The 23871-nt window shown below is 63.9% G+C and carries 26 protein-coding genes; 16 read left to right on the forward strand and 10 right to left on the reverse strand.

Annotated features, from left to right (window positions below; translation table 11 throughout):
* Nucleotides 1-4: 4 nt before the first annotated feature.
* From FXB40_RS00315 to FXB40_RS00330, 4 genes are all read right to left on the reverse strand, one after another.
* A complete protein-coding gene (locus FXB40_RS00315) occupies nucleotides 5-937 on the reverse strand; it encodes a helix-turn-helix domain-containing protein (RefSeq protein WP_148770020.1) in 933 nt (310 codons plus the stop codon).
* Between the two features lie 159 nt (nucleotides 938-1096).
* The gene (locus tag FXB40_RS00320; protein ID WP_148770022.1) at nucleotides 1097-1678 is read right to left on the reverse strand and encodes a DUF2147 domain-containing protein; all 582 of its coding nucleotides are present in this window, start codon (nucleotides 1676-1678) and stop codon (nucleotides 1097-1099) included.
* 32 nt (nucleotides 1679-1710) lie between these two features.
* Nucleotides 1711-2373, reverse strand: coding sequence for a DUF3313 domain-containing protein (locus tag FXB40_RS00325; RefSeq protein ID WP_148770024.1), 663 nt, complete (start codon nucleotides 2371-2373; stop codon nucleotides 1711-1713).
* Between the two features lie 250 nt (nucleotides 2374-2623).
* Nucleotides 2624-3277 (reverse strand): TetR/AcrR family transcriptional regulator, encoded by a 654-nt coding sequence (locus tag FXB40_RS00330; protein WP_148770026.1) that lies wholly within the window; start codon nucleotides 3275-3277, stop codon nucleotides 2624-2626.
* 217 nt (nucleotides 3278-3494) lie between these two features.
* Between FXB40_RS00330 and FXB40_RS00335 the strand changes: the two genes are divergently transcribed.
* The 4 genes from FXB40_RS00335 to FXB40_RS00350 all read left to right on the forward strand — a co-directional run bounded on the left by FXB40_RS00335 (nucleotide 3495) and on the right by FXB40_RS00350 (nucleotide 8674).
* Nucleotides 3495-5045: an ABC transporter substrate-binding protein gene (locus FXB40_RS00335; protein WP_148770028.1), complete on the forward strand. Its 1551-nt coding sequence runs from the start codon at nucleotides 3495-3497 to the stop codon at nucleotides 5043-5045.
* 199 nt (nucleotides 5046-5244) lie between these two features.
* Complete coding sequence (locus FXB40_RS00340) at nucleotides 5245-6216, forward strand: ABC transporter permease (protein ID WP_148770030.1); 972 nt, start codon at nucleotides 5245-5247, stop codon at nucleotides 6214-6216.
* The gene (locus FXB40_RS00345) at nucleotides 6213-7052 is read left to right on the forward strand and encodes an ABC transporter permease (protein WP_148770032.1); all 840 of its coding nucleotides are present in this window, start codon (nucleotides 6213-6215) and stop codon (nucleotides 7050-7052) included. Before FXB40_RS00340 ends, FXB40_RS00345 begins: the two co-directional genes overlap by 4 nt.
* A 2-nt stretch (nucleotides 7053-7054) precedes the next feature.
* Nucleotides 7055-8674 carry an ABC transporter ATP-binding protein gene (locus FXB40_RS00350; RefSeq protein ID WP_187436579.1) on the forward strand — a complete coding sequence of 540 codons (1620 nt, stop codon included), beginning with the start codon at nucleotides 7055-7057 and terminating at the stop codon, nucleotides 8672-8674.
* A gap of 19 nt (nucleotides 8675-8693) precedes the next feature.
* Here the strand turns inward: FXB40_RS00350 and FXB40_RS50270 are convergent, their stop codons facing one another.
* Nucleotides 8694-8963, reverse strand: coding sequence for a hypothetical protein (locus tag FXB40_RS50270; protein ID WP_148770036.1), 270 nt, complete (start codon nucleotides 8961-8963; stop codon nucleotides 8694-8696).
* Between the two features lie 337 nt (nucleotides 8964-9300).
* On the opposite strand from FXB40_RS50270, the gene FXB40_RS47525 reads away from it, so the two are divergent.
* From FXB40_RS47525 to FXB40_RS00370, 4 genes are all read left to right on the forward strand, one after another.
* Entirely contained in the window at nucleotides 9301-9474 is a 174-nt protein-coding gene (locus tag FXB40_RS47525) for a hypothetical protein (RefSeq protein WP_187436569.1), read from the forward strand.
* On the forward strand, nucleotides 9471-9680 hold the full coding sequence (locus tag FXB40_RS00360) for a hypothetical protein (RefSeq protein WP_148770038.1): 210 nt from the start codon (nucleotides 9471-9473) through the stop codon (nucleotides 9678-9680). Before FXB40_RS47525 ends, FXB40_RS00360 begins: the two co-directional genes overlap by 4 nt.
* Nucleotides 9681-9783: 103 nt before the next feature.
* Nucleotides 9784-10725, forward strand: a complete 942-nt coding sequence (locus tag FXB40_RS00365) for an AEC family transporter (RefSeq protein ID WP_148770040.1) — start codon at nucleotides 9784-9786, stop codon at nucleotides 10723-10725.
* A gap of 84 nt (nucleotides 10726-10809) precedes the next feature.
* Entirely contained in the window at nucleotides 10810-11322 is a 513-nt protein-coding gene (locus FXB40_RS00370) for a PaaI family thioesterase (protein WP_148770043.1), read from the forward strand.
* Nucleotides 11323-11338: 16 nt separating this feature from the next.
* Here FXB40_RS00370 and FXB40_RS00375 read toward each other — a convergent pair whose 3' ends face one another.
* Entirely contained in the window at nucleotides 11339-11791 is a 453-nt protein-coding gene (locus FXB40_RS00375; protein ID WP_148770045.1) for a MerR family transcriptional regulator, read from the reverse strand.
* A gap of 90 nt (nucleotides 11792-11881) precedes the next feature.
* Between FXB40_RS00375 and FXB40_RS00380 the strand changes: the two genes are divergently transcribed.
* Nucleotides 11882-13144, forward strand: coding sequence for an NADH:flavin oxidoreductase/NADH oxidase family protein (locus tag FXB40_RS00380; RefSeq protein WP_148770047.1), 1263 nt, complete (start codon nucleotides 11882-11884; stop codon nucleotides 13142-13144).
* A gap of 121 nt (nucleotides 13145-13265) precedes the next feature.
* Complete coding sequence (locus tag FXB40_RS00385; RefSeq protein WP_148770049.1) at nucleotides 13266-14453, forward strand: hypothetical protein; 1188 nt, start codon at nucleotides 13266-13268, stop codon at nucleotides 14451-14453.
* Nucleotides 14454-14516: 63 nt separating this feature from the next.
* On the opposite strand, the gene FXB40_RS00390 is transcribed toward FXB40_RS00385, so the two are convergent.
* From FXB40_RS00390 to FXB40_RS00400, 3 genes are all read right to left on the reverse strand, one after another.
* Nucleotides 14517-14807, reverse strand: a complete 291-nt coding sequence (locus FXB40_RS00390; RefSeq protein ID WP_187436570.1) for a hypothetical protein — start codon at nucleotides 14805-14807, stop codon at nucleotides 14517-14519.
* Between the two features lie 125 nt (nucleotides 14808-14932).
* Complete coding sequence (locus FXB40_RS00395) at nucleotides 14933-15280, reverse strand: hypothetical protein (RefSeq protein ID WP_148770053.1); 348 nt, start codon at nucleotides 15278-15280, stop codon at nucleotides 14933-14935.
* Between the two features lie 52 nt (nucleotides 15281-15332).
* A complete protein-coding gene (locus FXB40_RS00400; protein WP_148770055.1) occupies nucleotides 15333-16058 on the reverse strand; it encodes an ArsR/SmtB family transcription factor in 726 nt (241 codons plus the stop codon).
* Nucleotides 16059-16173: 115 nt separating this feature from the next.
* On the opposite strand from FXB40_RS00400, the gene FXB40_RS00405 reads away from it, so the two are divergent.
* The 5 genes from FXB40_RS00405 to FXB40_RS00425 all read left to right on the forward strand — a co-directional run bounded on the left by FXB40_RS00405 (nucleotide 16174) and on the right by FXB40_RS00425 (nucleotide 21616).
* The gene (locus tag FXB40_RS00405) at nucleotides 16174-16578 is read left to right on the forward strand and encodes a RidA family protein (RefSeq protein ID WP_148770057.1); all 405 of its coding nucleotides are present in this window, start codon (nucleotides 16174-16176) and stop codon (nucleotides 16576-16578) included.
* 86 nt (nucleotides 16579-16664) lie between these two features.
* Nucleotides 16665-16985 (forward strand): hypothetical protein, encoded by a 321-nt coding sequence (locus FXB40_RS00410; protein ID WP_148770059.1) that lies wholly within the window; start codon nucleotides 16665-16667, stop codon nucleotides 16983-16985.
* A gap of 222 nt (nucleotides 16986-17207) precedes the next feature.
* Nucleotides 17208-17930, forward strand: coding sequence for an outer membrane protein (locus FXB40_RS00415; protein WP_148770061.1), 723 nt, complete (start codon nucleotides 17208-17210; stop codon nucleotides 17928-17930).
* Between the two features lie 166 nt (nucleotides 17931-18096).
* Nucleotides 18097-20238 (forward strand): methyl-accepting chemotaxis protein, encoded by a 2142-nt coding sequence (locus FXB40_RS00420; protein WP_148770063.1) that lies wholly within the window; start codon nucleotides 18097-18099, stop codon nucleotides 20236-20238.
* 316 nt (nucleotides 20239-20554) lie between these two features.
* Nucleotides 20555-21616, forward strand: a complete 1062-nt coding sequence (locus FXB40_RS00425) for an MBL fold metallo-hydrolase (RefSeq protein ID WP_148770065.1) — start codon at nucleotides 20555-20557, stop codon at nucleotides 21614-21616.
* A 185-nt stretch (nucleotides 21617-21801) separates the two neighbouring features.
* On the opposite strand, the gene aroQ is transcribed toward FXB40_RS00425, so the two are convergent.
* Nucleotides 21802-22239: a type II 3-dehydroquinate dehydratase gene (gene aroQ, locus FXB40_RS00430; RefSeq protein WP_148770068.1), complete on the reverse strand. Its 438-nt coding sequence runs from the start codon at nucleotides 22237-22239 to the stop codon at nucleotides 21802-21804.
* A 339-nt stretch (nucleotides 22240-22578) separates the two neighbouring features.
* On the opposite strand from aroQ, the gene hemA reads away from it, so the two are divergent.
* Complete coding sequence (hemA, locus tag FXB40_RS00435; RefSeq protein WP_148770070.1) at nucleotides 22579-23808, forward strand: 5-aminolevulinate synthase; 1230 nt, start codon at nucleotides 22579-22581, stop codon at nucleotides 23806-23808.
* The last annotated feature ends 63 nt before the right edge of the window (nucleotides 23809-23871 follow it).

Here is a 23871-nt window from a genome sequence, read left to right on the forward strand (position 1 = left end):
TGAACTACTCGCCCTTCCCCTTCGTCTTGCGAAATTCGCGCGGGGCGAGGCCGTGGCTGCGCTTGAAGAGGCGGTTGAAGTGCGAGATATCGGAAAAGCCAGCCTCATACGCGATCGTGGAGATGGTCTTGTGACGTTGCTGCGCGTCGAGCAGATCGCGGGCGCAGACAAGGATCCGCCGGTCGCTGACATGCTCACCGACGGACCGGCCGGTCGCGACGAACAGCCGATGCACATAGCGCTCCGAACAGCGGAACCTCCGGGCAAGCGATTCGGCATCGAGACCAGGATCGTCGCTGTGACGGTCGATATGGTCGAGCATCATCGACAGCAGCACGGGCGCATTCACACGCGTGACCGGCATTTCACTAAGCATCTCCGGCGCATGCGCGATCAGCTCGACCAGATGCGTGCCGCTGCTTGCCGCAACTGCGGGTGAGGCCAGGCAAAGCTCGGCATAGCCGGCGAGCGTGCGCGACAATGCCCGGCCGTTTTCCGTCCTCGACAGTGCGAGCCGCGGACAATCCGCAAAGCTTTTTGGCAGGCCCCGCCGCGGCACGGCAAAGCAAAAGAGACGGAAATCGCGACCGTTGGCAATCTCGAACGGCTCGGTCGTATCGGCGACCGCGAGGTCGCCGGGCGCACAGACCTGCTCGTGTCCCCGCTGCGTCGTGCGGCCCAGGCCCTCGAGCTGGAGATTGATGAAGCAGAGATCGTCCGTACACTGTGCAATATGGGGCCGCAGCCGGAGAACGCTGTGACCCGTGGCTTTCACGAGTGAAATCTGGACCGACGCGGCGTCGGTACGTGTGATCGAACCTTCGAAAGGACGGTCAGCGATTTTACGCGGCTCGAGCCGGACAAAGGCCGCAGCGAGATCGTCAGCCCAGCTCCCGAAGGGCTGGTCGACACGAGACGGCTTGGCTGACCATTCCATAGGTGCGCCCCGGAACGAGGAATTTGCGGTTGCAAATTCGGATTGGACGACCCAGCGGGCAGAAGAATAGCTTTTGGCTGACAACCGGTCAAATTTCGTACGCGGGCAGTGTGCAACCGCCTCAACATCATCATTGCCAACGGTCGGAGAGGCAATCGGCTACTTCGCCTTGGCTTCCGACTTCACCTGCATCGGCTTCGGCGGCGGCACTTGCGCCCATTCCTTGTCGGCACGGGGGCCGTTGAGATCGCCGGTGAGGCCGATCAGCTGGCCGGGCTGGGCGTCGAGGGTCTGCTGCCAGGTCTGGGTCTGGCACAACAGCTTGATCAGGCAACCCTTGAGCTTGAGCCGGTCGGCGGATTCGCGCCAGATCGAGACCGAATAGAATTTGCCGTCCTCGGCGTTGTAGATGTCGCCGGCGAACCGGCCCTCAGGCGTCGCCTGCAGGCCCATGATCAGCTGGTGACCGAGCAGCGCGCGGGCGCGCTTGTCGGGGTCGGGATTTTCCTTGTCGCGAAGAGGCTGGCCGCGCTTGTCGGCCGGCTCCTTCATCCAGACGATGAAGCCGCAGATGCGGTCGCGGGACGGGCCGCATCGCTCGAGCCGGATGCGGGCACGGCCATCCTCGACGAGCCAGGTGCCGCTGGGATCATTAGGCGTGACCGCGCCGACGCGACCGCCAAGAATCATCATCGCGATGGTGATGGCGACGCGCAGCACGAAGCGAAGGAGGATGTTCATCAGCGACACCTTTCGTTGATTGGGTTGCGGCGTCAGTTCAATTGCGCCATCAGCGCATCGGCGCCCTTGTCGACGCCGGCATTGGCGGCCGCGAGCGCGCCGACGCTCGCCTTGATGTCGTAGGCGCCCGGGTATTGCTTGGTGACGTAGGCGCTGATCAGGCGTGAGGTCCCAGCGTCAAAGATCTCGACGCCATAGATGACCAATCCGGTCATCATGCCCTCGCCGTCGCGCGCGGCCTGCACGCCGTTGTAGACCGCGCCGGCCATGTCGAAGCGGGAGAGCGTGCCGAGTACCGGCGTGTTGGCGACGGCGCCGGTCAGCGTCAGCCGGATCCGCAGTGTGTTCGGGGCGCGCTCGCGCACCAGCATGAAGCGGCCACGCAGTCGCTCGGCAAAACGGGTCTGCATGTAGGCGGCGAGCGTCGCCTTGTCCTGGTCGGACATGTCGGCGAACTGATGATCCTTGCCGCGATAGACCACGACGGGTTCGAGGATCACTTTATTATAAGCGCGCCAGTCGACCGGCGTGGAATAGCGGTAAGGCACGCGGCCGGATGCGTCTGACTTGTCCGGCGCCATGTAGGCCGAGGACGCCATCTCCGAATAGGGCACGGGCGCGACAGAGGCGCAGCCGGTCACGGCCGCGCCAAGCATCAGCGCTCCCAGACCGCGCAGGGCGATCGAGCAATCCATTCCAAAACTCCTCTGGCTTTTCGGAGGGCGATGGCAGCCGCAACCGCGTGTGGGACCAAACGCGGCTGCGGCCTTCACCATTACCAACCCAAGGCATCGTCCGGGGCCAATTCAGAAGCCTTGGGCCGCTTCAGTGTTTCCGTTTATAAAACCGACCAGTTGGTTTGTAAAGTACTGAAATGGCGTCATGGCACATTTGGCCGCAGGCGCGACTTTGGGCAGCGGTCGGTCGGAATTTGTTAACGATGAATCAGGCGCGTTTGCGCGGGGTTGCGGCCTTTGCCGTGGGCGCCGCACCGGATTTGGCGACGCGCGTCTTGGTCGGCAGCTCCTTCGCCGGCTGTTCGACGCCTGCCCACTGCCCGTCGTCGAGCAGACGCGCGAACAGGCGATCATGCTCGTCCTTGCTGAGCGGCGACATGCCGAACAGCGAGCTCAACAGCAATCCGCGCGCCGCGGCCCAGCGCAGCAGCGCGAGGTCAGGATCGGCGGACTCCGCCTTGATGGCCGCCACCCGCTTCATCTCCCGCTCGCGCGGCAACATCATCAGGCTGGGGTTCTCGACCATGGCCGCAACGAGCGCGAGCGCGGCGGAATTCGGCGACGTCGCCGCCTCCCGCACGGTGGCGAGCTGGGTCGCCAAATTGGGATTTGCCGAGGTTGCGCTCACCTTCGCCATGTAGCGGGTCGAGAATTCCTCGAAATGCTCCATCTGCCGCTCCAGCAGCGCCTTCAGCACCGCTTCCTTGGTGCGGAACTGGTGCATCACGCCGCCCTTGCTGAGACCACTCTCGCGCGCGATCGCATCGAGCGTCAGCCGGCCGGGCCCGTCGCGCGCAATGATCCTGATCGCTGCTTCGAGCGCAGCATTGCGGGATCGTTCGGAGCGTGTGGCGTTGTCCATGGGCCGACTTGTCTCCGTGACAAGACAATGAATCAAGTGAAAACAGGACGCGCTGTACATTTTTTGTGCGAACACTGTCGAGAGTTTCATCTTGCGGCGCGGAATGAGACTATGTGAGCCTCGAAGGTGGATGGGGACTGGGATGGGCCGGCCGTGGCTTCGCGCGCGAGGACGTCGCGAAGCGTTTGCGGCCGGTCTCGCTTGAGAAAGATACGACATGTCGAAACGAGTGTTGCTTGGTCTCCTCCTGGCTTGCGGCCTCACGGCCTCGGCACTGGCGCAAGAGCCGAAGACGGGAGGTGTGATCAATGCGGTGATCCAGCCCGAGCCGCCCGGCCTAATGCTTGCGATGGTCCAGAACGGCCCGGTCCAGATGGTGTCGGGCAACATTTTCGAAGGCCTGCTGCGCTATAGCCCCAAGCTCGAGCCGCAGCCGGAACTCGCCGAGAGCTGGACCGTCAGCGATGACGCCAAGACCTACACTTTCAAGCTCAAGAAGGGCGTGACCTGGCATGACGGCAAGCCCTTCACCGCAGCCGACGTGCTGTTCTCGATCGAGATGCTGAAGCAGACCCATGCGCGCGCCCGCGCCAACCTCGTGCAGGTCGACAAGGTCGAGGCGCCCGACGACTACACCGTCGTGTTCACGCTGAAGCAGCCGTTCGGCCCGTTCCTCGGCATCTTCGAGGTCGGCTCGATGCCGATGGTGCCGAAACATCTCTATGAGGGCACCGACTGGAAGACCAATCCCTATAACAACGCGCCGGTCGGCACCGGCCCCTTCATGTTCAAGGAATGGCAGAAGGGCTCGTTCATCCGCATGGTCAAGAACCCGAACTACCACGAGAAGGGCAAGCCCTATCTCGATGAGGTCTACTGGCAGGTCATCCCCGACGCCGCCGCGCGCTCGGTGGCCTACGAGACCGGCAAGGTCGACGTGCTGCCCGGCGGCTCGGTCGAGAACTTTGACGTGCCGCGGCTGTCCAAGCTGAAGGACACCTGCGTCACCGGCGCCGGCTGGGAGTTCTTCTCGCCGCTGGCCTGGCTGTGGCTGAACAACCGCCAGGGCCCGCTTGCCGACAAGCGGGTGCGGCAGGCGATCATGTACGCGATCGACCGCGACTTCGCCAAGGACGTGATCTGGAACGGGCTCGGCAAGGTCGCGACCGGCCCGTCCGCCTCGACCATCAAATACTACAGCGATGACGTGCCGAAATATCCATACGACCCGGCCAAGGCCAAGGCGCTGCTGAAGGAAGCCGGCTACAAGGGCGAGAAGATCCGCATCCTGCCGCTCGCCTATGGCGAGACCTGGCAGCGCTGGGGTGAAGCCGTGAAGCAGAACCTCATCGACGTCGGCATGAACATCGAAACGATCTCGACCGACGTTGCCGGCGGCAACCAGAAGATCGGCGACTGGGATTACGACATCGCCTTCACCTATCTCTACCAATACGGCGATCCCGCCCTCGGGGTGGGGCGCAACTACGTCTCCAGCGCGATTGCCAAGGGCCAGGTGTTCAACAACGTCGAGGGCTATTCCAACCCCGAGATCGACAAGCTGTTCGCCGACGGCGCGGTCGCAACGCCCGATTCCAAGCGCAGGGAGATCTACGAGAAGGCGCAGAAGATCCTGGTCGAGGACGTACCGGTGGCCTGGATGCTCGAGCTGCAATTCCCGACCATCATGCGCTGCAAGGTCAAGAACCTGATCACCACCGGGATCGGCGTCAATGACGGCTTCAAGGACGCATGGCTCGACAAGTGAGCGTACGCGCTGCGAGCTCTCTTCGCCTCTCCCGCTTGCGGGAGAGGTCGCTGCGCTCGAAGAGCGTAGCGGGTGAGGGTTCTCTCCACTTGTTAATCCCTCTGCGGAAGCACCCCCACCCCAACCCTCCCCCGCAAGCGGGAGAGGGAGCACACCGTCACCGCGGTGGCACTCAAGTCAAACAAGCGTCGTTCTAGCAATGCTCTCCTTCGTCGCTCAGCGTGTCGTGAAGGGCGTGATCGTCCTGCTCGCGATCGTCGTCCTCAATTTCTTCCTGATCCGGCTCGCGCCCGGCGACCCCGCTGTCGTGATGGCGGGCGAGGCCGGAGCTAGCGACCAGGTCTTCGTCCAGCAGCTCCGGGAAAAATTCGGCCTCGACAAGCCGCTGCCCGAGCAGCTGTTCATCTACGTCAAGGGCATCGCGACCCTCGACCTCGGCTTCTCCTTCCGTCAGCAGGCGCCGGTGTCGAAGCTGATCCTGGAGCGGTTGCCGGCAACGCTGTTGTTGACGCTGACCGCGTTCGCGATCTCGCTCGCGCTCGGGGTTCTCTTCGGCACCTTCGCCGCCCGCTTCGCCGGGACCTTCCTCGACACCGCCATCACCATCTTCGCGTTGATCTTCTACGCCATGCCGATCTTCTGGGTGGCACTGATGGGAATTCTGCTGTTCTCGGTCACGGTCGATTGGCTGCCGAGCTTCGGCTACGAGACGGTCGGCGCCAACCTCACCGGCCTTGCCCATGTGGTCGACGTCGCAAAGCACCTGATCATGCCGGCGATGACGCTCGGCCTGTTCTTCATGGCGACCTACACCCGCATGACGCGGGCCTCGATGCTGGAAGTGAAGCGGCTCGACTTCGTCAAGACCGCGCGCGCCAAGGGCCTTTCCGACGGCGTGATCCAGCGCCGCCATGTGCTGCGCAACGCGCTCCTCCCGGTCGTCACACTCGCCGGCGTCCATGCCGGCACGCTGATCGGCGGCGCCGTCATCACCGAGACCGTGTTCGCCTGGCCCGGCATCGGGCGTCTCATGTACGACGCGCTGCTGCAGCGCGACTACAATCTGCTGCTCGGCGTCTTCGTGACCTGCTCGGTCATGGTGCTGATCTTCAACCTCATCACCGACCTCGTCTATCGCCTGGTCGACCCACGCATCGAATTCGCCGCATGAAACAGTTCTGGAAATCGATGCTGAGGAGCCCGAGCGGCGTCATCGGGCTGGTCATCCTCCTGCTCGCGATCGGGATCGCAGTTTTCGGGCCGCTGCTGTTTCCGAACTCGCCCTGGCGCATGGTGCAGCGGCCGTTCCTGCCGCCGTTCACGCTCTCGACCGTGCCGCTCGGCACCGACGCACTCGGCCGCGATGTGTTCGCCGGCATGATCTTCGGTGCACGCGTCTCGCTGCTGGTCGGCCTCGTCTCGACGCTGGTCGCACTGGTCGTCGGCGTTCCCATCGGCGCCATGGCCGGCTATTTCGGCGGCAAGGTCGACGACGCGCTGATGCGCTTCACCGAGTTCTTCCAGACCATTCCGAGCTTTGCGCTCGCGATCGTGCTGGTCGCGATCCTGCAGCCGTCGATCTATTCGATCGTGGCCTCGATCGCAGTGGTGAGCTGGCCGCCGGTCGCGCGCCTCGTCCGCGGCGAGGTGCTGTCGCTGCGCACGCGCGAATATGTCCAGGCCGCCGTGGTGACCGGACAGAGCAACACCTGGATCATCCTGCGCGAGATTCTGCCCAACGCGCTGTCGCCGGTGATCGTGCTGGCCTCGCTGATGGTGGCGACTGCAATCCTCTTGGAATCCTCGCTGTCTTTCCTTGGGCTGGGCGATCCCAATCTGATCTCCTGGGGCTACATGGTCGGCGCCGGCCGCACCGTGATCCGCCAGGCCTGGTGGATCACGGTGTTTCCCGGCGTCGCCATCCTGATCTCCGTGTTGGGACTGAACCTGATCGGCGAAGGCCTCAACGACGCGCTCAATCCGCGCCTCTCGCGGGAAGGACGCTGATGATGACCGCCCCGCCCGCCGTCTCCATCAAGAATTTGCGGATCGCGCTGCCCCAGGGCGCCGAGCGCCCCTTTGCCGTCGATGGCGTATCGCTCGATTTGCGGCCCGGCAAGATCGTCTGCGTCGTCGGCGAATCCGGCTCCGGCAAGTCGATGTGCGCGCATGCGCTGATGGGGCTGCTGCCGGATACGGTGAGCGTCACCTCCGGCGAGATTCAGTTCGAGGGGCGCGACCTGCTCAAGCTCGATGATGACGGCTGGCGCGATTTGCGCGGCCGTCGTCTCGCGATGATCTTCCAGGAGCCGATGACCGCGCTCAATCCGTTGATGCGGATCGGCGACCAGATGGCGGAGATGTTCGAGGCCCATGGCCTGCTCACGCCCAGGGAGCGTCGCGCGAAGGCGCTGTCGCTGGCGCGCGAGGTCGGCCTGCCCGACCCCGAACGCATCGTGCGCGCCTATCCGCACCAGCTCTCCGGCGGCCAGCGCCAGCGCGCCATGATCGCAATGGCGCTCGCGCTCGAACCGGCCGTGCTGGTCGCGGACGAGCCAACCACCGCGCTCGACGTCACCACGCAGGCGCAGATCCTGAAGCTGATCCGCAACCTCCAGCGCAACCGCAACATGGCGGTGATGTTCATCACCCATGATTTTGGTGTCGTCGCCGACATCGCCGATCAGGTCGTGGTGCTCAGGCACGGCAAGGTCGTGGAGGAAGGGCCCGCCGCGACCGTCTTCAACGAACCGCAGCACGATTACACCAAGGCACTGCTCGCCGCCGTGCCGTCGATGCACCCGCCGGCGCGCGGCCCCCTCGACGATCAAACCAGAGCTGTCGAGGTGATCGGGCTCGACAAGACCTACGTGACCTCGGGCGGCTGGTTTCGCGAAGATCGTCGCGTCGATGCCGCGCGCGCAGTGAACTTCAACATCCTCAAGGGCGAGACGCTCGGCCTCGTCGGCGAATCCGGCTCCGGAAAATCGTCGGTGGCGCGGCTGGTGATGCGGCTGATCGCGGCCGATCGCGGCACGGTGCGGATCGGCGACACCGATCTGACGCAACTCTCGGGCAAGGCGCTCCGCGCCGAGCGCCATCGCATCCAGATGATCTTTCAGGATCCGTTCGCCTCGCTCAATCCGCGCCGCAAGGTCGGTCACATCATCGCCGATGGCCCGATCGCGGCCGGCACCGATCCGAAGGTCGCATTCGACCGCGCTCGCGATCTCCTCAGGATGGTCGGCCTCGATGCCGGCGCGCTCGAGCGCTATCCGCATGAATTCTCCGGCGGCCAGCGCCAGCGTATCGGCATTGCGCGCGCGCTCGCGCCCGAGCCCGAAATCATCGTCGCCGACGAAGCTGTCTCCGCGCTCGACGTCTCCGTGCAGGCGCAGGTCTTGCGGCTGCTCGAAGACCTCAAGGCGCGGCTCGGCCTTTCGATGCTGTTCATCACCCACGACCTGCGCGTGGCCGCCCAAATCTGCGACCGCATCGCAGTGATGCAGCGCGGCGCCATTGTCGAGCTGAAGCCGACCGCGCAGCTGTTCGCCGCGCCGGAACATCCCTATACGCGGGAGTTGCTCGCGGCTGTGCCGGGGCAGAAGGAGCGTGCGCCGGCGGCGTGAGGCCAGTGCATCGCGGTCGCTACTTGACCGGCGGGTTGGTGTTATTCCAGGTGGGGACCGAGTTTGTCACACCGACCGAGGGCTGGTTAGATGATCCGATCGACGGCGCGGTAACCGTCCCGACAGTCTGTCCGGAACTTCCATATGTGCCTTGCTGTGCCGGCACTCCGGGGTGAATGCTCGTGCTACTTTGTGCACCTGTCCCCGACGTTTGTGCGCTCACAACGGATGGCGCTGCCATCAATCCGAGTGCGATGAAGGCGGCAATGGCGCTTCTTATTCTTTTCATGGCTAATCCTTTCGGGCACGTCCCTCAGCCGCCTCGGCCGTTCGCTCGTCGAACCGCTCGTGCACTGAGCAACCTTAAAACGCCACGCGTGCGAAAATGTGCCGCAACACCATCAATTGGGGCGCTCAATACTTCGCGAAGCTACGGGCGAACAGATAGGCTGCAAAGATCGGCCCATTGCTACGGTATCCCGATCCACCTTGGAAACCGAGCGGTCACGGCCTTTTTATCCCTCGTGACCGCTCGCGCAGCTGCAAGGCTGAAGCCGGCACACCATATCCGGATGGAATGATTTCCATCATCTGATGGTGGATCGACGATCTATTTGGAGGCCGACATGGGCCAGGTTATTCAGTTTGTCTCGAAATCCGAGCGCGAGCGCATTCGCCTTATCCAGGAGGCCCGCGCGATTTACGACAGCATTTTCCCGCCAGCCGATCCGGCCGGCGAGCGACAGGACACGGCGACGATCAGCCGTGCGGCCGGCAGCGATGTGGGAAATCTGGCGTGATCAAAATCATCGCGGTGCTTTGCAGTCTCTCGACGCCCGGAAATTGCCATGAGCAGATCGTCACCACGTCGGACTTCGCCGAGGTCTCGATGCAGTCCTGCATGATGGGCGCGCCGCAGCTTGCCGAATGGATGAACCAGCATCCGGCCGAGCGGCTGGCGGGGTGGCGCTGCGTGATCGGCCAGCAGGGCGGCCGGGGCGCCTGACGCCACGGGCCGGCTGATGAGGGCGGCACAGTCCGGTTACACCGTGACGAGCATGCATCGCCAAGCTAGGATGGCGACGCTGCTTGGCACAGGGGGACGCCGGATGGAGGTCGCCAGCCTCGTTCTTCCCGTATTCGCGATCATCGTCACCGGTTGGCTCGCCGGCGAGCTGGGCTATCTCTCCCGTTCGCTCGCCGACGCGCTGGTGCATTTCGCCTACAACGTCGCAATGCCGGCGCTGCTGATCGTCACGATCGCGCAGGAGCCCGCACGCAATCTGCTGGAATGGCGCTTCCTGCTCGCCTTCGGCGGCGGCTCCCTGATCTGTTTCGCACTGGTCTTCCTGGCGGTTCGCGCCGGCGGAAAGCACGATCTCGCCAGCAGCACGATCCACGGCATGGCGGCGGCGATGACCAATACGGGCTTCGTGGCGCTGCCCATCCTGCACGCGATCTACGGCCAGCCCGCCGTCTTGCCGGCCGCCGTAGCGACGGTGTTCGTTGCTGCCGTGATGTTTCCGATCACGGTCATCCTGCTCGAAAGGGATGCAGATGCACGCGGGCCTGCGCGACCAGCAGGGCTGGTCAAGCAGATCCTGCTCAATCCGATGGTGCTGTCGACGCTCATTGGCCTCGTCTGGGCGATCACGGGCTTGCCGATTCCGGCAGCCGTCGCGACCTATCTGAACATGATCGCCGCGGCGCTCACGCCTTGCGCGCTTTTTGCCATCGGCCTCGGCCTGTCGGTCGAAGGCCTGAGGTCGAACCTCGGGACATCGTTTGCGCTTGCGGCCGTGAAGCTGGTGGTGATGCCGCTGATCGTCTACGGACTTTGCCTGATCACCGGCCTCAATCCGCTCTACACAGTCGCCGCAGTCATCTGCGCGGCCGTGCCGACGGCGAAGACCGTCTATGTGCTGGCGCACGAACACAAGGTCGAGGAGAAGCTTGTCGCGGCCACGGTCTCGGTCACGACGATGCTATCGGTCGCGACTTTGCTGGTCGCGCTCTATCTGCTCTCCGGCCTCGCGACCGGCACGCATTGAACGCGCCAGAAGCCGCTTTTTGACTCTTCCAGGCCCCTCATCATATGATTTTTATCATCTTATAAAAGGTTTTGGGGGCTAGCGATGGTCGACGGCAGTTCCGGCAAGCAGGCAACCGAATACGGTGTCGTGCCCCTTGAGGTGATGGCGTCGATGCCGGGGCTCGATTTCGTCCGCGCCATCTTCGCACGGCAATTGCCGGAGCCGCCGATCATGCAGACGGTCGAGCCGTTCGACTGCACGGCCGAACCCGGCGTCGTGGTGATCCATAGCGTGCCGGGCCTGCGTCATTACAATCCGATCGGCTCGGTTCATGGCGGCTATGCCGCGATCCTGCTGGATTCCGCAATGGGACTTGCGGTGCAGAGCACGCTGCCCGCGGGCACCGGCTACACCACGCTGGAATTCAAGATCTCGTTCGTACGCGGCATGAGCGAAGCCAGCGGCACAATTCGCACCGAAGGCCGCGTGCTCAATGCCGGCCGCCGCGTCGCGACCGCGGAGGCGCGGATTACCGATGCAAAAGGCCGGCTGATCGCGCATGCAACGACGACCTGCCTCGTGTTCGGGATTGCGGCAGGCAGCACGGAAGGCTGACGTTGAACCGTTGCGGCTAGCACGATCTTGGGCGGGGCGCTCTTCGCGTCTTTGGCGCCGGCGCACCCTGTTTGCGAATGCGGGTCATCACCCGCTTCGTATTGTCGCCGCAGCTCAACCCTTCCGGCTTGGTCTCGATGGTCTCGATGATGGCGTGCAGGCGCTCCCGGCTTTCTGCCAGACGCTCTTGCAGCGCCTCGATTTCGGCAACCTTCCGCCTGAGCGCGCCAACGAGCTCGTCATGGCGGCAGGCATCGAACCTCAGCGGCATCAGACGGCGAATCTCTTCGAGCGAGAATCCGGCGTTTTGCGCGCTGGTGATGATCTCCAGCAGCATGACGGCGTCCGGCGTGTAGTCGCGATAATTGTTGGCGCCACGCTCGACTGCGTTGATCAAGCCGCTCGCTTCGTAAAAGCGGATGCGCGACGCGGTCAGGCCGCTGCGGATCGCCAGTTCTCCAATCCTCATGCCGGACCTCGAAGGGGGGTTGACCTTAAAGTTAACTTTAAGGGTAGGGTCGGACCACGATCAAGACAAGGTTTCGACGAGATGGGTTCCATGAAAGTGTTCGAGAAGCTGACGCTCCCCAACGGTTCGGTCATCCCCAACCGTATCGCCAAGGCAGCGATGGAAGAGAACATGGCCGACGCGGACCAGACGCCGTCGGAAGAATTGATGCGGCTCTACAAATCCTGGGCCGATGGTGAGGCCGGCCTGATCATCACCGGCAATGTGATGGTCGACGGACGCGCGATGACGGGTCCGGGCGGTGTCGTGCTGGAAGACGACAGGCATTTGGACAGGTTCAGGCGCTGGGCCGAGATCGGCCGCGCGGGAGGCACGCAAGTCTGGCTTCAGATCAACCATCCGGGCCGCCAGATGCAGGCCAATCTTGGGCAGAAGACGTTCGCACCCTCGGCGGTCGCGATGGATCTCGGCAAGATGTCCAACCGTTTCGCCGTGCCGGAGGCGATGACCGAGGATGTCATCGCTGATGTCATCAGGCGGTTTGCACGAACGGCGCAACTGGGAGAGCAGGCCGGATTCACCGGGGTGGAGATTCATGCCGCTCACGGCTATCTGCTCAGCCAATTCCTGTCGCCGCTCGCCAATCGACGAACGGATGCGTGGGGCGGCTCGCTCGAGAACAGGGCGCGGCTGCTGCTGGAGATCGTGAAGGCCGTTCGCGCCAAGGTATCCGCGGGCTTCGCGGTCGCCGTCAAGCTCAACTCCGCCGACTTCCAGCGTGGCGGCTTCAGCAGCGACGACGCCCGGCAGGTGGTGGACATGCTCAACCATCTCGACGTGGACCTCGTGGAGCTCTCGGGCGGGAGCTATGAAGCACCGGCAATGCAGGGGCAGTCGCGCGACGGAAGGACACTCGCCCGCGAGGCCTACTTTCTGGAGTTTGCCCGCGAAATCAAGACGGTGGCAAGGATGCCGCTGATGATCACCGGAGGCATCCGCCGTCGCGCAATTGCCGACGAGGTGCTCGACAGCGGGATCGACATGGTCGGTATCGGCACCGCGCTGGCGATCGACCCGCATCTGCCGCGCGACTGGCGTCTCGGCAAGAACGGTGCGCCCCAGCTTCCGCCGATCACCTGGAAGAACAAGACTCTGGCTTCGCTCGCGAACATGGCCGTCGTCAAATTCCAGTTGCGGCGATTGAGCCGAGGCCAAGGACCGGATCCAAAGGTGTCGCCGCTACGGGCATTGATCCTGCAACAAGCCGCCACCGCATTCCGAACGCGACAATATCGGCGGTGGATCGCGCAACGTTCGCCGCAGGAGGTATCGATCCGCCGCCTCCGCGTCTGAGCCGGCCTTGCATCGCGCGGCTTCTCACACCAAATCCTCAAGCACCTGAATGGGCGGCATTTGGCGGCGCCTCAAGTCGTCGTCAACGTGTCATCTCAGCGTCATCCGACGGCGGTTTCAGATGCGATGGACCAACGCTCTCTCGATCCTGCTGGCGCTCAGTGTGTCGTTCGAGGCGCGGTGCGTCGATGCAGCGACCGCGCCGCCGGCACCACCCGCCCCGCCCGTGGTGTCGGCCAGCGTCACCGGACCCCGGCAAACCGTGTTCGATACGCGCAATAGCTGCGAACAAATCGACATCCCAGACGCACCCGCCCGCGCGTTTCGCGACGATCGCAACATCGTCCACCTGATCGCGACGCATTATGTCGCTCGCGCCGCGCTCGGTCCGAACCTGAATCAGGTCAAGCACGATTGCCGTGTGGTCTATCGCTCGCCCAAGGATCCTGACCCCTCGCATTTTCAGGACAACAACTGGCTCTATTCCTTCTACACCGAGGACGGGCGCCGCATCGCAGCCCTGGTCCATAGCGAATACGATGCCGATGAAATCCCCAAGATGTGCGCGACGCCGAAGGATCCCAATAATTGCTGGTGGAACACGGTGACCTTCGCGCAGTCGCTCGACGGCGGTTACAGCTTCGCGGTGCCGGCGCCTCCGAAAAATCTCGTGGCGGCCATTCCCTACCGGTACGTCGTCGGGAATCGCGCCAGCGCCTACGGCTACAACCCGCCCACGAACATCATGAAGATCGGCGGGTTCTATTACGCACTGTTCAATGACTGGCCCTACAAGGCGCAGAAATACGGTCCTTGCGTCGTCCGGACGCCGGATGTGTTCAGTCCCGGATCATGGCGGGCCTGGGACGGGAAGGATTTCACCATCCGTTTCGCCGACCCCTACCGGGAAAACGTTGCGAAGCCCGATGAGCACGTGTGCGAGCCGGTCCTGGCCGGCGCCGCCGAGAGCCTCGTGCTGCACGCGGAGACCGGCAATTTCATCTCCACGCAATACGCCCCCGATAGCCGCTTCGGGGGACCGGCCGGGTTCTACATCCAGGCCTCGCGCGATCTCATGCATTGGTCGAAGCCGACCCTGCTGGCGAAGCTCAGTGAGCTTCAGGCGACGGATGGGCCGGGCAAGTGGACCTACGACTATGTCAGCCTCATCGACCCGACCTCGACCGACCGCAATTTTGCGACCGTCTCCGATCATCCCTACATGTATTATGTGCGGTCCGATGGGATCCACCCACCCTATGTAAGGGTGCTGTTCCGACGCCAGGTGAGCCTGCACTTCGGCGGGTAGGCGGACCATAGGCCACGTCCGTCAAGACCAGGCCGCAACGTCCCTCGCGCAGAGACTAGCCTCTTACTTCGGATTGGTGTTGCTCCAGGTCGGGACCGCATTGGTGACGCCGACCGAGGGCCAATTATACGTTCCGATCGACGGCGCCGTGACCGTCCCGACCGTCTGGCCGGACGATCCGTAAGACGCCCTCGGCTGCACCGCCGCCGATCCGGCGCCGCCATAGCTCGGCGCCATCACGCTCGTGCTGTAATGGTGTCTGCTCGATCGGACCTTCTTCGCTTCAGCCGCGAACGGCGCGGCAAGCAGTCCAGTCGTGATGAGTGTGGCAATGACGAGCCTGGTCGTCGTCATGACTGATCCCTCCATTCGCTGCGGGCCTGTTGAGCCATGTGTTCATTCATCGAAGAATTCCCATAGGCCTCCGTTCATAACTCCGTGTGCGCGGAAATATGCCGGAGCGCCACGGCGCCGCCCAATCAGCGCCGCTTGGGCCGGCACGCCGTGCGGCCGTGACGTTCCTTCACGGTCGCAACGGAATGCATCAGCTCCTTGAAGGCGATGATCGCCTTGTCTTGTCCAAGCGCATGTCCGGGATGCGCCTCCAGATGTTCGATGACTGCGAGCAGCGCATCCGCGACCTGACCGATCTGCTTGCCGTAGCTCGCAACATCGGACAGCAAATCCTTCTCGACCTCGGGCGCCGAGGATTGGCCGACCGTGATGTTGACGAGGCCGAACTGGCCGCCGGTCGGACTGAAGAACGAGGTGATCGGGTTGATGGACTGCACGACATCCCCCGACAAGGGCAGCTTGAACACGGGCACGAGATTTCCCCTCGCTGAGGCTGGACCGGCGGCGCAAGATTAGCACGCAAATTCACCAAAGAGCATTGGCGCCGCAACGGCTTCCGTCGCCGAGATCGATGCCGAATGTCTTGCGCAGGCCGATCTGCCCGGCCGGCGTGATGCGGACGATCCGCCCTTCGCGATCCCGTCTCAACCAGCCACGGTCCAGGCAGCACCGGTGAATTTCCGCGCCAACGTGACCAGCAACGTGAAAGCGGCGCTCGCTCCAGTCGAGGCAGGGTCGGCAGAAGATGCGCCTGCTTCCGGAGTTCGGCGCTAACACCACGCCGAACGCGGAAAGAAAGCGCATCCCGGAAGCTGTCACCTCTCCGCCGTCATCCGTGAGGACGACGTATCCATTGGCAACGAGAGCATCGGCGATGGCGACGCCGAGATAGCCCGCCAGATGATCGTAGCAGGTGCGCGCAAAACGAAGCCGACCATCGTCAATCGAACGTGGCTGGTGACGTTGCGGAACTTCGATGGCGGCGACCGCCTTGATGCTCTCGAGCATACGGGCAACCAGAGGCGACGCGATACGGTAATAGCGGTTGCGGCGCTTCTGCGTCACGCTGAGCAGCCGCGCACCGACCAGCTTGCCGAGATGTCCACTCGCCGTCGATCTGGTGATCCGTGCGCGCGACGCGAGCTCGCTCGCGGTCAGCGCCTGTCCGCCCATCAGCGTCGCCAACATCGTGGCCCGCGCAGTGTCGCCGACCAGCGCCGCGACTTCAACCATGTTTGCCGCTGCGACCATGGTGAAATTGTATCGCGGCCGACACAGCCCGACAACATCAATGGTTTGGCGGCGGCCGAACCATTGGACGCCGACCGCGCTCTACCGTGGATTCCACAAACCCAGGAGCAGCCCTATGAAGCGAATCCGCGTGGAGCCGATATCGACCTATCTGGAGCGTCGCCGCAAAGGCCCGATCTATCCGGCGATCGTCGCTGGAGGCCTCGTCTACCTGTCAGGCCTGCCGCCATTCGATCCTGATACGGGCGAGGTCAGGCCGATGCCCTTCGAGCGGCAGGCCGAGATCGTGCTGGACCAGATGAAGCGATGCCTGGAAGCGGCAGGATCATCACTGCCACAGGTGATCAAGTGCGATGTCTATTGCACGCCCGATTCCGCGCATTTTGCCGCGTTCAACGAGGTCTACGCCCGCTACTTCGGGGATGACTCACCTGCGCGCATCTTCCTCCACGTTCCATCGTGGCCCGGACCGTTCGACCTCGAGGTCGATTGCGTCGCACTGACGGGGGGCCGCGGATGAGATGGAAGTCCGGACAGCACTGCCTTCGGATGGACCCGAATCAGCGCTAATGCACTCACCTCGGCGACTTCGCGTACTGAGGTGACATGACCGGCCCTGAACTGAAACAACTCCGCGCCGACCTCTCCGACGCCATCGCGCGCAAGCTCACCGCGGCCGACATGGCGAAACTGTGTGCATTGCCGGAGAAGGGCGGCGCCGACACGATCCGGCGCTGGGAGGTGGGCGGGCCGACGCTGGCCGCGACCAAGGTGCTGCGCGTGCTGGCGATGGCGAGCGAGCGCTATCCGATCCTGGAGAAGTTCGACATCTTCGATCGCCACGACGTGCGCGTGGAGGACCGGCCCGCGAAGCGCGCGGCCTTCCGCGCGCAGATGCGCGACGAAGTGCTGCGTCGTCTTGGTTAACGAGAGGCGCGCGGAGGTTACCGCGAGCCACGCGAATTAAGCCTTCCTTCACCGCTTCTTAAGCCGGCATTAATCACGAAAATCATTTAGCGCCCAATAAGTTAGGTTGGGCGCCGCTGTGCCATGCATGTGACAGCATTTTCGTCAAAAGCGAGCTATCTGCAAAACCAACGCGGCGCGGACAGCGCGCCTGCTGGGGACATGAGTGTTGGAGTTAGGACTATGAAGAAGATTCTGTTTGCGACCGTCGCGCTGCTCGCATTGGGCGCAGCTGCGCCGGCCCTCGGTGCCGATCTCGGCGCCCGCCCCTATTACAACAAGGCGCCGGCCTATGCCGCGCCGATCTACAACTGGACCGGCTTCTATATCGGCGCGCATCTCGGCGGCGCGTTCTCGAGCGACAACAATTTCAATGGCCTCTCCACCGGCAACAACGGCAACGGCCGTTTCCTCGGTGGTCTTCAGGCCGGTGCGGACTGGCAGTTCAATCCGAACTTCGTGGTCGGCGCTGAAGCTCAGTATTCCTGGCTCTCCGGCAATGTCGGCGCGGTGTTTCCGGGCGGCGTGGCCTACACCAACGACCAGCGCGGCCTCGGCTCGATCACCGGTCGCGTCGGCTACACCTGGGGCCCGGGCCTGGTCTACGTGAAGGGCGGCTACGCCTATTCGGACAACAACGAGAAAGTGACGGTGGGCGGCGTGCCGACCGGCTTCATCATCACTGGCGATCACCGCAACGGCTACACCGTCGGCGCCGGCCTCGAATACATGTTCGCACCGAACTGGTCGGCCAAGGCCGAGTACCAGTACTACAATTTCGGCGACGCCCACTTCACCGCGGGTCCGCTGGTCGGCACCGGCAACTTCACCACCGACGACCATACCTTCAAGGCGGGCCTCAACTACCGCTTCAACTGGGCGAGCCCGGTGGTCGCGCGCTACTGATCGCGCCTTACAAAATCCCTTCGCTATCAAGGGCCGGCAGCACTGCCGGCCCTTTCTTTTTCGCTCTGCGGAACTAGCCAAGCAATTGTGCAACTTGCGATTTTTTAACCCGGGCCAAGGATACTGCGCGGCGAAAATATAAGATTACGGGTGTGGGGGAATTTCGATGGCGATCCGTCTCAGCGTTGGCCGTTTCAAACCTCGTTTCAAAATGCCGAAATGGGGCCTGCGCGGCAGCCTGTTCGCGGCGTTCGCCGTGATCGCGGGCATGGGCCTCGTGATCGCAGGCGGTGCCGGCTTCGTGTTCAGGCATCTCGGCTCGACCATGATGGATCTGAGCGGTCGCGACATCCCGCGCCTCTCCGCCAGTCTTCAGCTCGCCTCGCAGAGCGCGACACTAGCAGCGCAAGGACCCGGCCTGCTCGCCTCACCCTCCGACGAGGCGCTGGCTGAGCGCACCAAGAAGCTTCAGGAAATCCAGCAACAGGCCATGGCCAAGGTCGGCGAGATCATCGAGCTCGGCGCCGACAAGCAGGTCGCCAGCGCGCTCGGCGAAACCGTCAAGAGCATCGATGAAGCCACCAAGAGCCTGGTGTCCGCGGCGAAGGAGCGCCTCGACACGATTGCGCTGCATGACAAGCAATACGAGGCGCTGCGCAAGGCGCAGCTCGCCTTCGTCGGCGCAGCCAACCCCGCAATGCTGGATACCCAGACACGGCTGAGCGCAATCATGGCATCGACGAACGTGTCGCCAGACGACGCCATGGAGGCTGTCCGCTCCGTTGGTCAGATCAGCACGGTGCTTGCCAACGGAAATTTGATGGCCGCTGACATGATGGCCGCGTTGTCTGCCAACTCCAGCGACACGCTGGAGACGATCGAACACGAATTCAAGGCGGTCCGCGACCGCATCAAGTGGAACCTGGAGGACCTGCCCGACAATCCCGCAACCACTGCGGTGAAGGTCGCAATGCAGAAATTGCAGACGTTCGGCGAGGGCAAGACCGGCGTGTTCAAGATCCGCCAGAAGGAGCTCGACTCCATCGATTACGGCCAGACCATCCTGGATGAGACCCGCAAGCTCAATGTCGGCCTCGGTATCAGCGTGCAGGCGCTCGTCGACGGCGTGCAGAAGGAGACCAATGCGTCGACCTTCCAGGCGCGCCAGGAGATTTCGCTCGCCACCACCGCAATGCTGGCGCTCGGCGGGCTCACGCTTATCGGCTCGGCGCTGTTCGTCTGGCTCTATGTCGGCCGCAACATCCTGCGCCGCATCCGTGAGCTTCAGCGCGCCATGCAGCTGCTCTCGGCCGGCGACCTCGACACCGAGATCGTCCGCTCCCGTCAGAACGACGAGATCGGCGCGATGAAGGAAACGCTGACGGTGTTCCGCGACAGCATGATCGAAGCCCGGGCGCTTGCGCGCGAGCAGGACAAGGATCGTGTCGTCAAGGCCGAGCGTGCCGCGCAGGTGGAGGCGAAGATCGCCGAGTTCGAGGGCACGGTGCGTTCGGCGCTCGACAATCTCGCGCAATCGGCCAATTCGATGCAGTCGACGGCCCAGAGCATGTCGACGACAGCCGATCAGTCCAACGCGCTGGTGAACGCGGTCGCCTCGGCCGCGGAAGAAACCTCGGTCAACGTGCAGACCGTGTCGTCGGGCACCGAGCAGCTCTCGTCCTCGATCGAGGAGATCAGCAAGCAGGTCGTGACCTCGGCGGCGATCGCCAAGAAGGCGGTTGCGGAAGCAGGTGCCACCGACACCACTGTGCAGAGCCTTGCCGACAGCGCAAGCCGCATCAGCGTCGTGGTCGACCTGATCCAGACGATTGCGTCGCAGACCAATCTGCTCGCGCTCAACGCCACCATCGAGGCGGCGCGCGCGGGCGAAGCCGGCCGCGGCTTCGCGGTGGTTGCCTCCGAGGTGAAGAGCCTCGCCAGCCAGACCGCGAAGGCGACGGAGGAGATCCGCACCCAGATCGCCAGCATGCAGCAGGTCACGACCTCGGCCGTCGGCGCCATCCAGGGCATCGGCCGGATCATCGGCGAGATCGACAACGTCACCACCACGATCGCAGCTGCGGTCGAGGAACAGGGTGCGGCGACCCGCGAGATCGCCCGTAACATCCAGCATGCGGCCGGCGGCACCAGCGAAGTCTCCAGCAACATCGTCGGCGTCTCCACCGCTTCGGCCGAGGCCGGTGCGGCAGCGACCGAAGTGCTGAGTGCATCGGACGCCCTCCGTCGCGAGGCCGACATGCTGCGCGGAGAAATCGACGCGTTCCTCAACAACATGCGGGCGGCGTAAGGACGCCGGCCACGCGGGGACTCCACTCCCTCTCCCGCTTGCGGAGGAGGGTTGGGGTGGGGGTGCCTCCGCATCGGGAGCGTTTGAGGCGCACAGAAAATATCCCCGCGCGGACAGAGCCCCCACCCGCCGCGCTCTGGCGCGCAAATGCGCTGCCGAGCGCGTCGACCTCCCCCGCAAGCGGGAGAGGTAACCGAGTTCGGGGCACGAGTGTCCCACACCACGGAAAAACGCCGCCCCGAATGACCGCCATGCGGGCGCGCCGCGCGTTCTTTTTCGGCTGGCGCGGCGCCCCCGGCGGGTTTAAGCCGGTAGCATGAACGCAAAAATCGACACCGTGCAGTCCTCGGCCGAGGCCCTGCGCTATCCCTGGGAACAGCATGCCGGCCCCGATGAGGTCGTGGAGATCAGGCCCGGCGTGTTGTGGGCGCGGCTGAAGCTGCCGTTCCGCCTCAACCATGTGAACATCTATCTGCTCGCCGACGGCGACGGCTATGCGATGATCGATGCCGGCTTCGGCAATGAGGAGACGATCGAGGCCTGGACCAAACTGTTCGAAGGGCCGCTGAAGGGCGTCAACATCACGCGCCTGATCGTCACCCACTCGCACCCCGATCATGTCGGCCTCGCCGGGTGGATCGTCGAGCGGTTCAACTGTCCGCTGGTGATGTCGCAGGTCGAATATCTGCAATCGGTCTATCACCAGAACCGCGGCACCGAGGAGCGGCGCGAGGCACAGCGGCTGTTCTTCCGCCGCCACGGCATGGACGAATCGCTCACCGAAAAGCTGCTCGGCCGCGGCCAGGATTATCTCAAGCGCGTCTCGGTGCTGCCGCCGTCCTACCGCCGCATCTCGCATGGCGACGAGGTCGTGATCGGCACGCGCCGCTTCAAGGTGATCACCGGCGGCGGCCATGCGCTCGATCAGGTGATGCTGTATTGCGCCGACGACAAGCTGTTTCTGTCCGCCGACCAGGTGCTGAGCAAGATCTCGCCGAACGTCAGCGTGTGGGCCGTCGAGCCCGACCAGAACTCGCTCGGCGAATATCTGGCCTCGCTCGCGAGCCTCACCACCACCCTGCCCTATGATCTGCTGGTGCTGCCCGGCCACGGCGTGCCGTTCTACGGACTGAAGACCCGCATCAAGCAGCTCGCCGATCACCACGAGGAACGCTGCCGCCTGATCGCGGAAGCCTGCCGCGAGGTGCCGCAGACCTCGCGCGCGCTGGTGCCTGTGGTGTTCAACAAGCACGTGCTCGACGAGCACCAGATGGGCTTTGCCGCCGGCGAGCTCGTCGCCCACGTCAACTACATGATTGTCGAGGGTCGGCTGACCGCCGAGACCAAGGACGGCGTGCTCCAGTTCAGGACGAGTTGAGCGGGACTCTGGCGGCTATGTCACCTCGCCCCGCTTGCGGGGAGAGGTCGGATCGCTTCAGCGATCCGGGTGAGGGGGACTCTCCGCGAGTCCAACTCTCACCGTCTTCGCGGAAACAGCCCCTCAACCCAACCCTCTCCCCGTAAGGACGAGGCGAGGGAGCAGACCGTCGCCGCGGCAACATCTCACCTCATATTCATATTCGCGATCGCGTGCAGCGCCGCGATGTAGCCGAACGGCCCCAGCCCGCAGATCACGCCCATCGCCACGAACGAGATCTTCGAGTGCCGGTGATATTCGTCACGGGCGTGGATGTTGGAGATGTGGACCTCAAGCACCGGGCCTTCGAATGCCTTGGTCGCGTCCATGATCGCGACCGAGGTGAAGGAGAAGCCGGCCGGATTGATGATGATGGCATCGGCATCCTGCCGCGCCGCCTGGATCAGGTCGACGAGGACGCCCTCATGGTTGGACTGGTGGCAGGCCACGGTGAGACCGAGCTTCGCGGCGGCCTGCTCGCAGCTCGCATTGATCTCTGCGAGCGTCGTGGTGCCGTAGATGTGCGGCTCGCGCACGCCGAGCAGGTTCAAATTCGGACCGTTGAGGATCATCACGCGTTTCATGGACATGTTCCTTCTAATATTTTGCCGGCGGGGACCGGCGCCCGCCGCTACCGCACAGCAACATGAGCGATCCGCCATTGGGGCGCTTTGACTGGCGTCAGGCCGCCCCGCGCCGAGCCGAGCAAAAAAGGCAAGGACCGGCCAGGCCGGTGCACGGACACCGCTCCGCAGAAGCACAAATCACTGTGAACGCGTCAATCGGGTTCAAGCCATGTCGGGGCCCGATAGGGCATTTTGCCCAAATGCCCCGCCTGTCCAAATGTGGGATAGCGCATAGACATTAGAGCTGGAAAAGCTCTAAAAAGTGCGGCCCCATGGTTCCGTTGCAGGTTTTTGCCGATGGATTACAGCCAGTTCTTCAATTCCGCCCTCGATCGTCTCCACACCGAGCGACGCTACCGCGTGTTCGCCGATCTTGAGCGCATCGCCGGCCGGTTCCCGCATGCGCTCTGGCACTCGCCCAAGGGCAAGCGCGACGTCGTGATCTGGTGCTCGAACGATTATCTCGGCATGGGCCAGCACCCGAAGGTGGTCGGCGCCATGGTCGAGACCGCAACCCGTGTCGGCACCGGCGCGGGCGGCACCCGCAACATCGCCGGGACGCATCATCCGCTGGTGCAGCTCGAGGCCGAGCTCGCCGACCTCCACGGCAAGGAAGCGGCGCTGCTGTTCACCTCGGGCTATGTCTCGAATCAGACCGGCATCGCCACCATCGCAAAGCTCATTCCGAACTGCCTGATCCTGTCGGACGAGCTCAACCACAATTCGATGATCGAAGGCATCCGCCAATCCGGCTGCGAGCGGGTCGTGTTCCGCCACAACGATCTCGCCGATCTCGAAGAGCTCTTGAAGGCCGCAGGCCCGAGCCGGCCGAAGCTGATCGCCTGCGAGAGCCTCTATTCGATGGACGGCGACGTCGCCCCGCTCGCCAGAATTTGCGATCTCGCCGAGAAGTATGGCGCGATGACTTATGTTGACGAAGTCCATGCCGTCGGCATGTACGGCCCACGCGGCGGCGGCATCGCCGAGCGTGACGGCGTGATGCATCGCATCGACATTCTGGAAGGCACGCTGGCAAAGGCGTTCGGCTGCCTCGGCGGCTATATCGCCGCCAACGGCCAGATCATCGACGCCGTGCGCTCCTACGCGCCGGGCTTCATCTTCACCACCGCGCTGCCGCCAGCAATCTGCTCGGCTGCGACCGCCGCGATCAAGCATCTGAAGACCTCGAACTGGGAGCGCGAGCGCCACCAGGACCGCGCCGCCCGCGTCAAGGCGATCCTCAATGCCGCCGGCCTGCCGGTGATGTCGAGCGACACCCACATCGTGCCGTTGTTCATCGGCGATGCCGAGAAGTGCAAGCAGGCGTCCGACCTGCTGCTCGAAAATCAGGGCATCTACATCCAGCCGATCAACTATCCGACGGTCGCCAAGGGCACCGAGCGCCTGCGCATCACGCCTTCGCCCTATCATGACGACGGCCTGATCGATCAGCTCGCCGAAGCCCTGCTGCAAGTGTGGGACCGCCTCGGCCTGCCGCTGCGCGAAAAGTCGCTGGCGGCGGAGTAGGGTCGCTTCCACCCTCCCCTCGAGGGGGAGGGTAAGTGCCGGCAGCTCGCCCGCCACTTAACG

This window comes from Bradyrhizobium rifense, assembly GCF_008123425.1.
Taxonomy (GTDB): Bacteria; Pseudomonadota; Alphaproteobacteria; order Rhizobiales; family Xanthobacteraceae; genus Bradyrhizobium; species Bradyrhizobium rifense.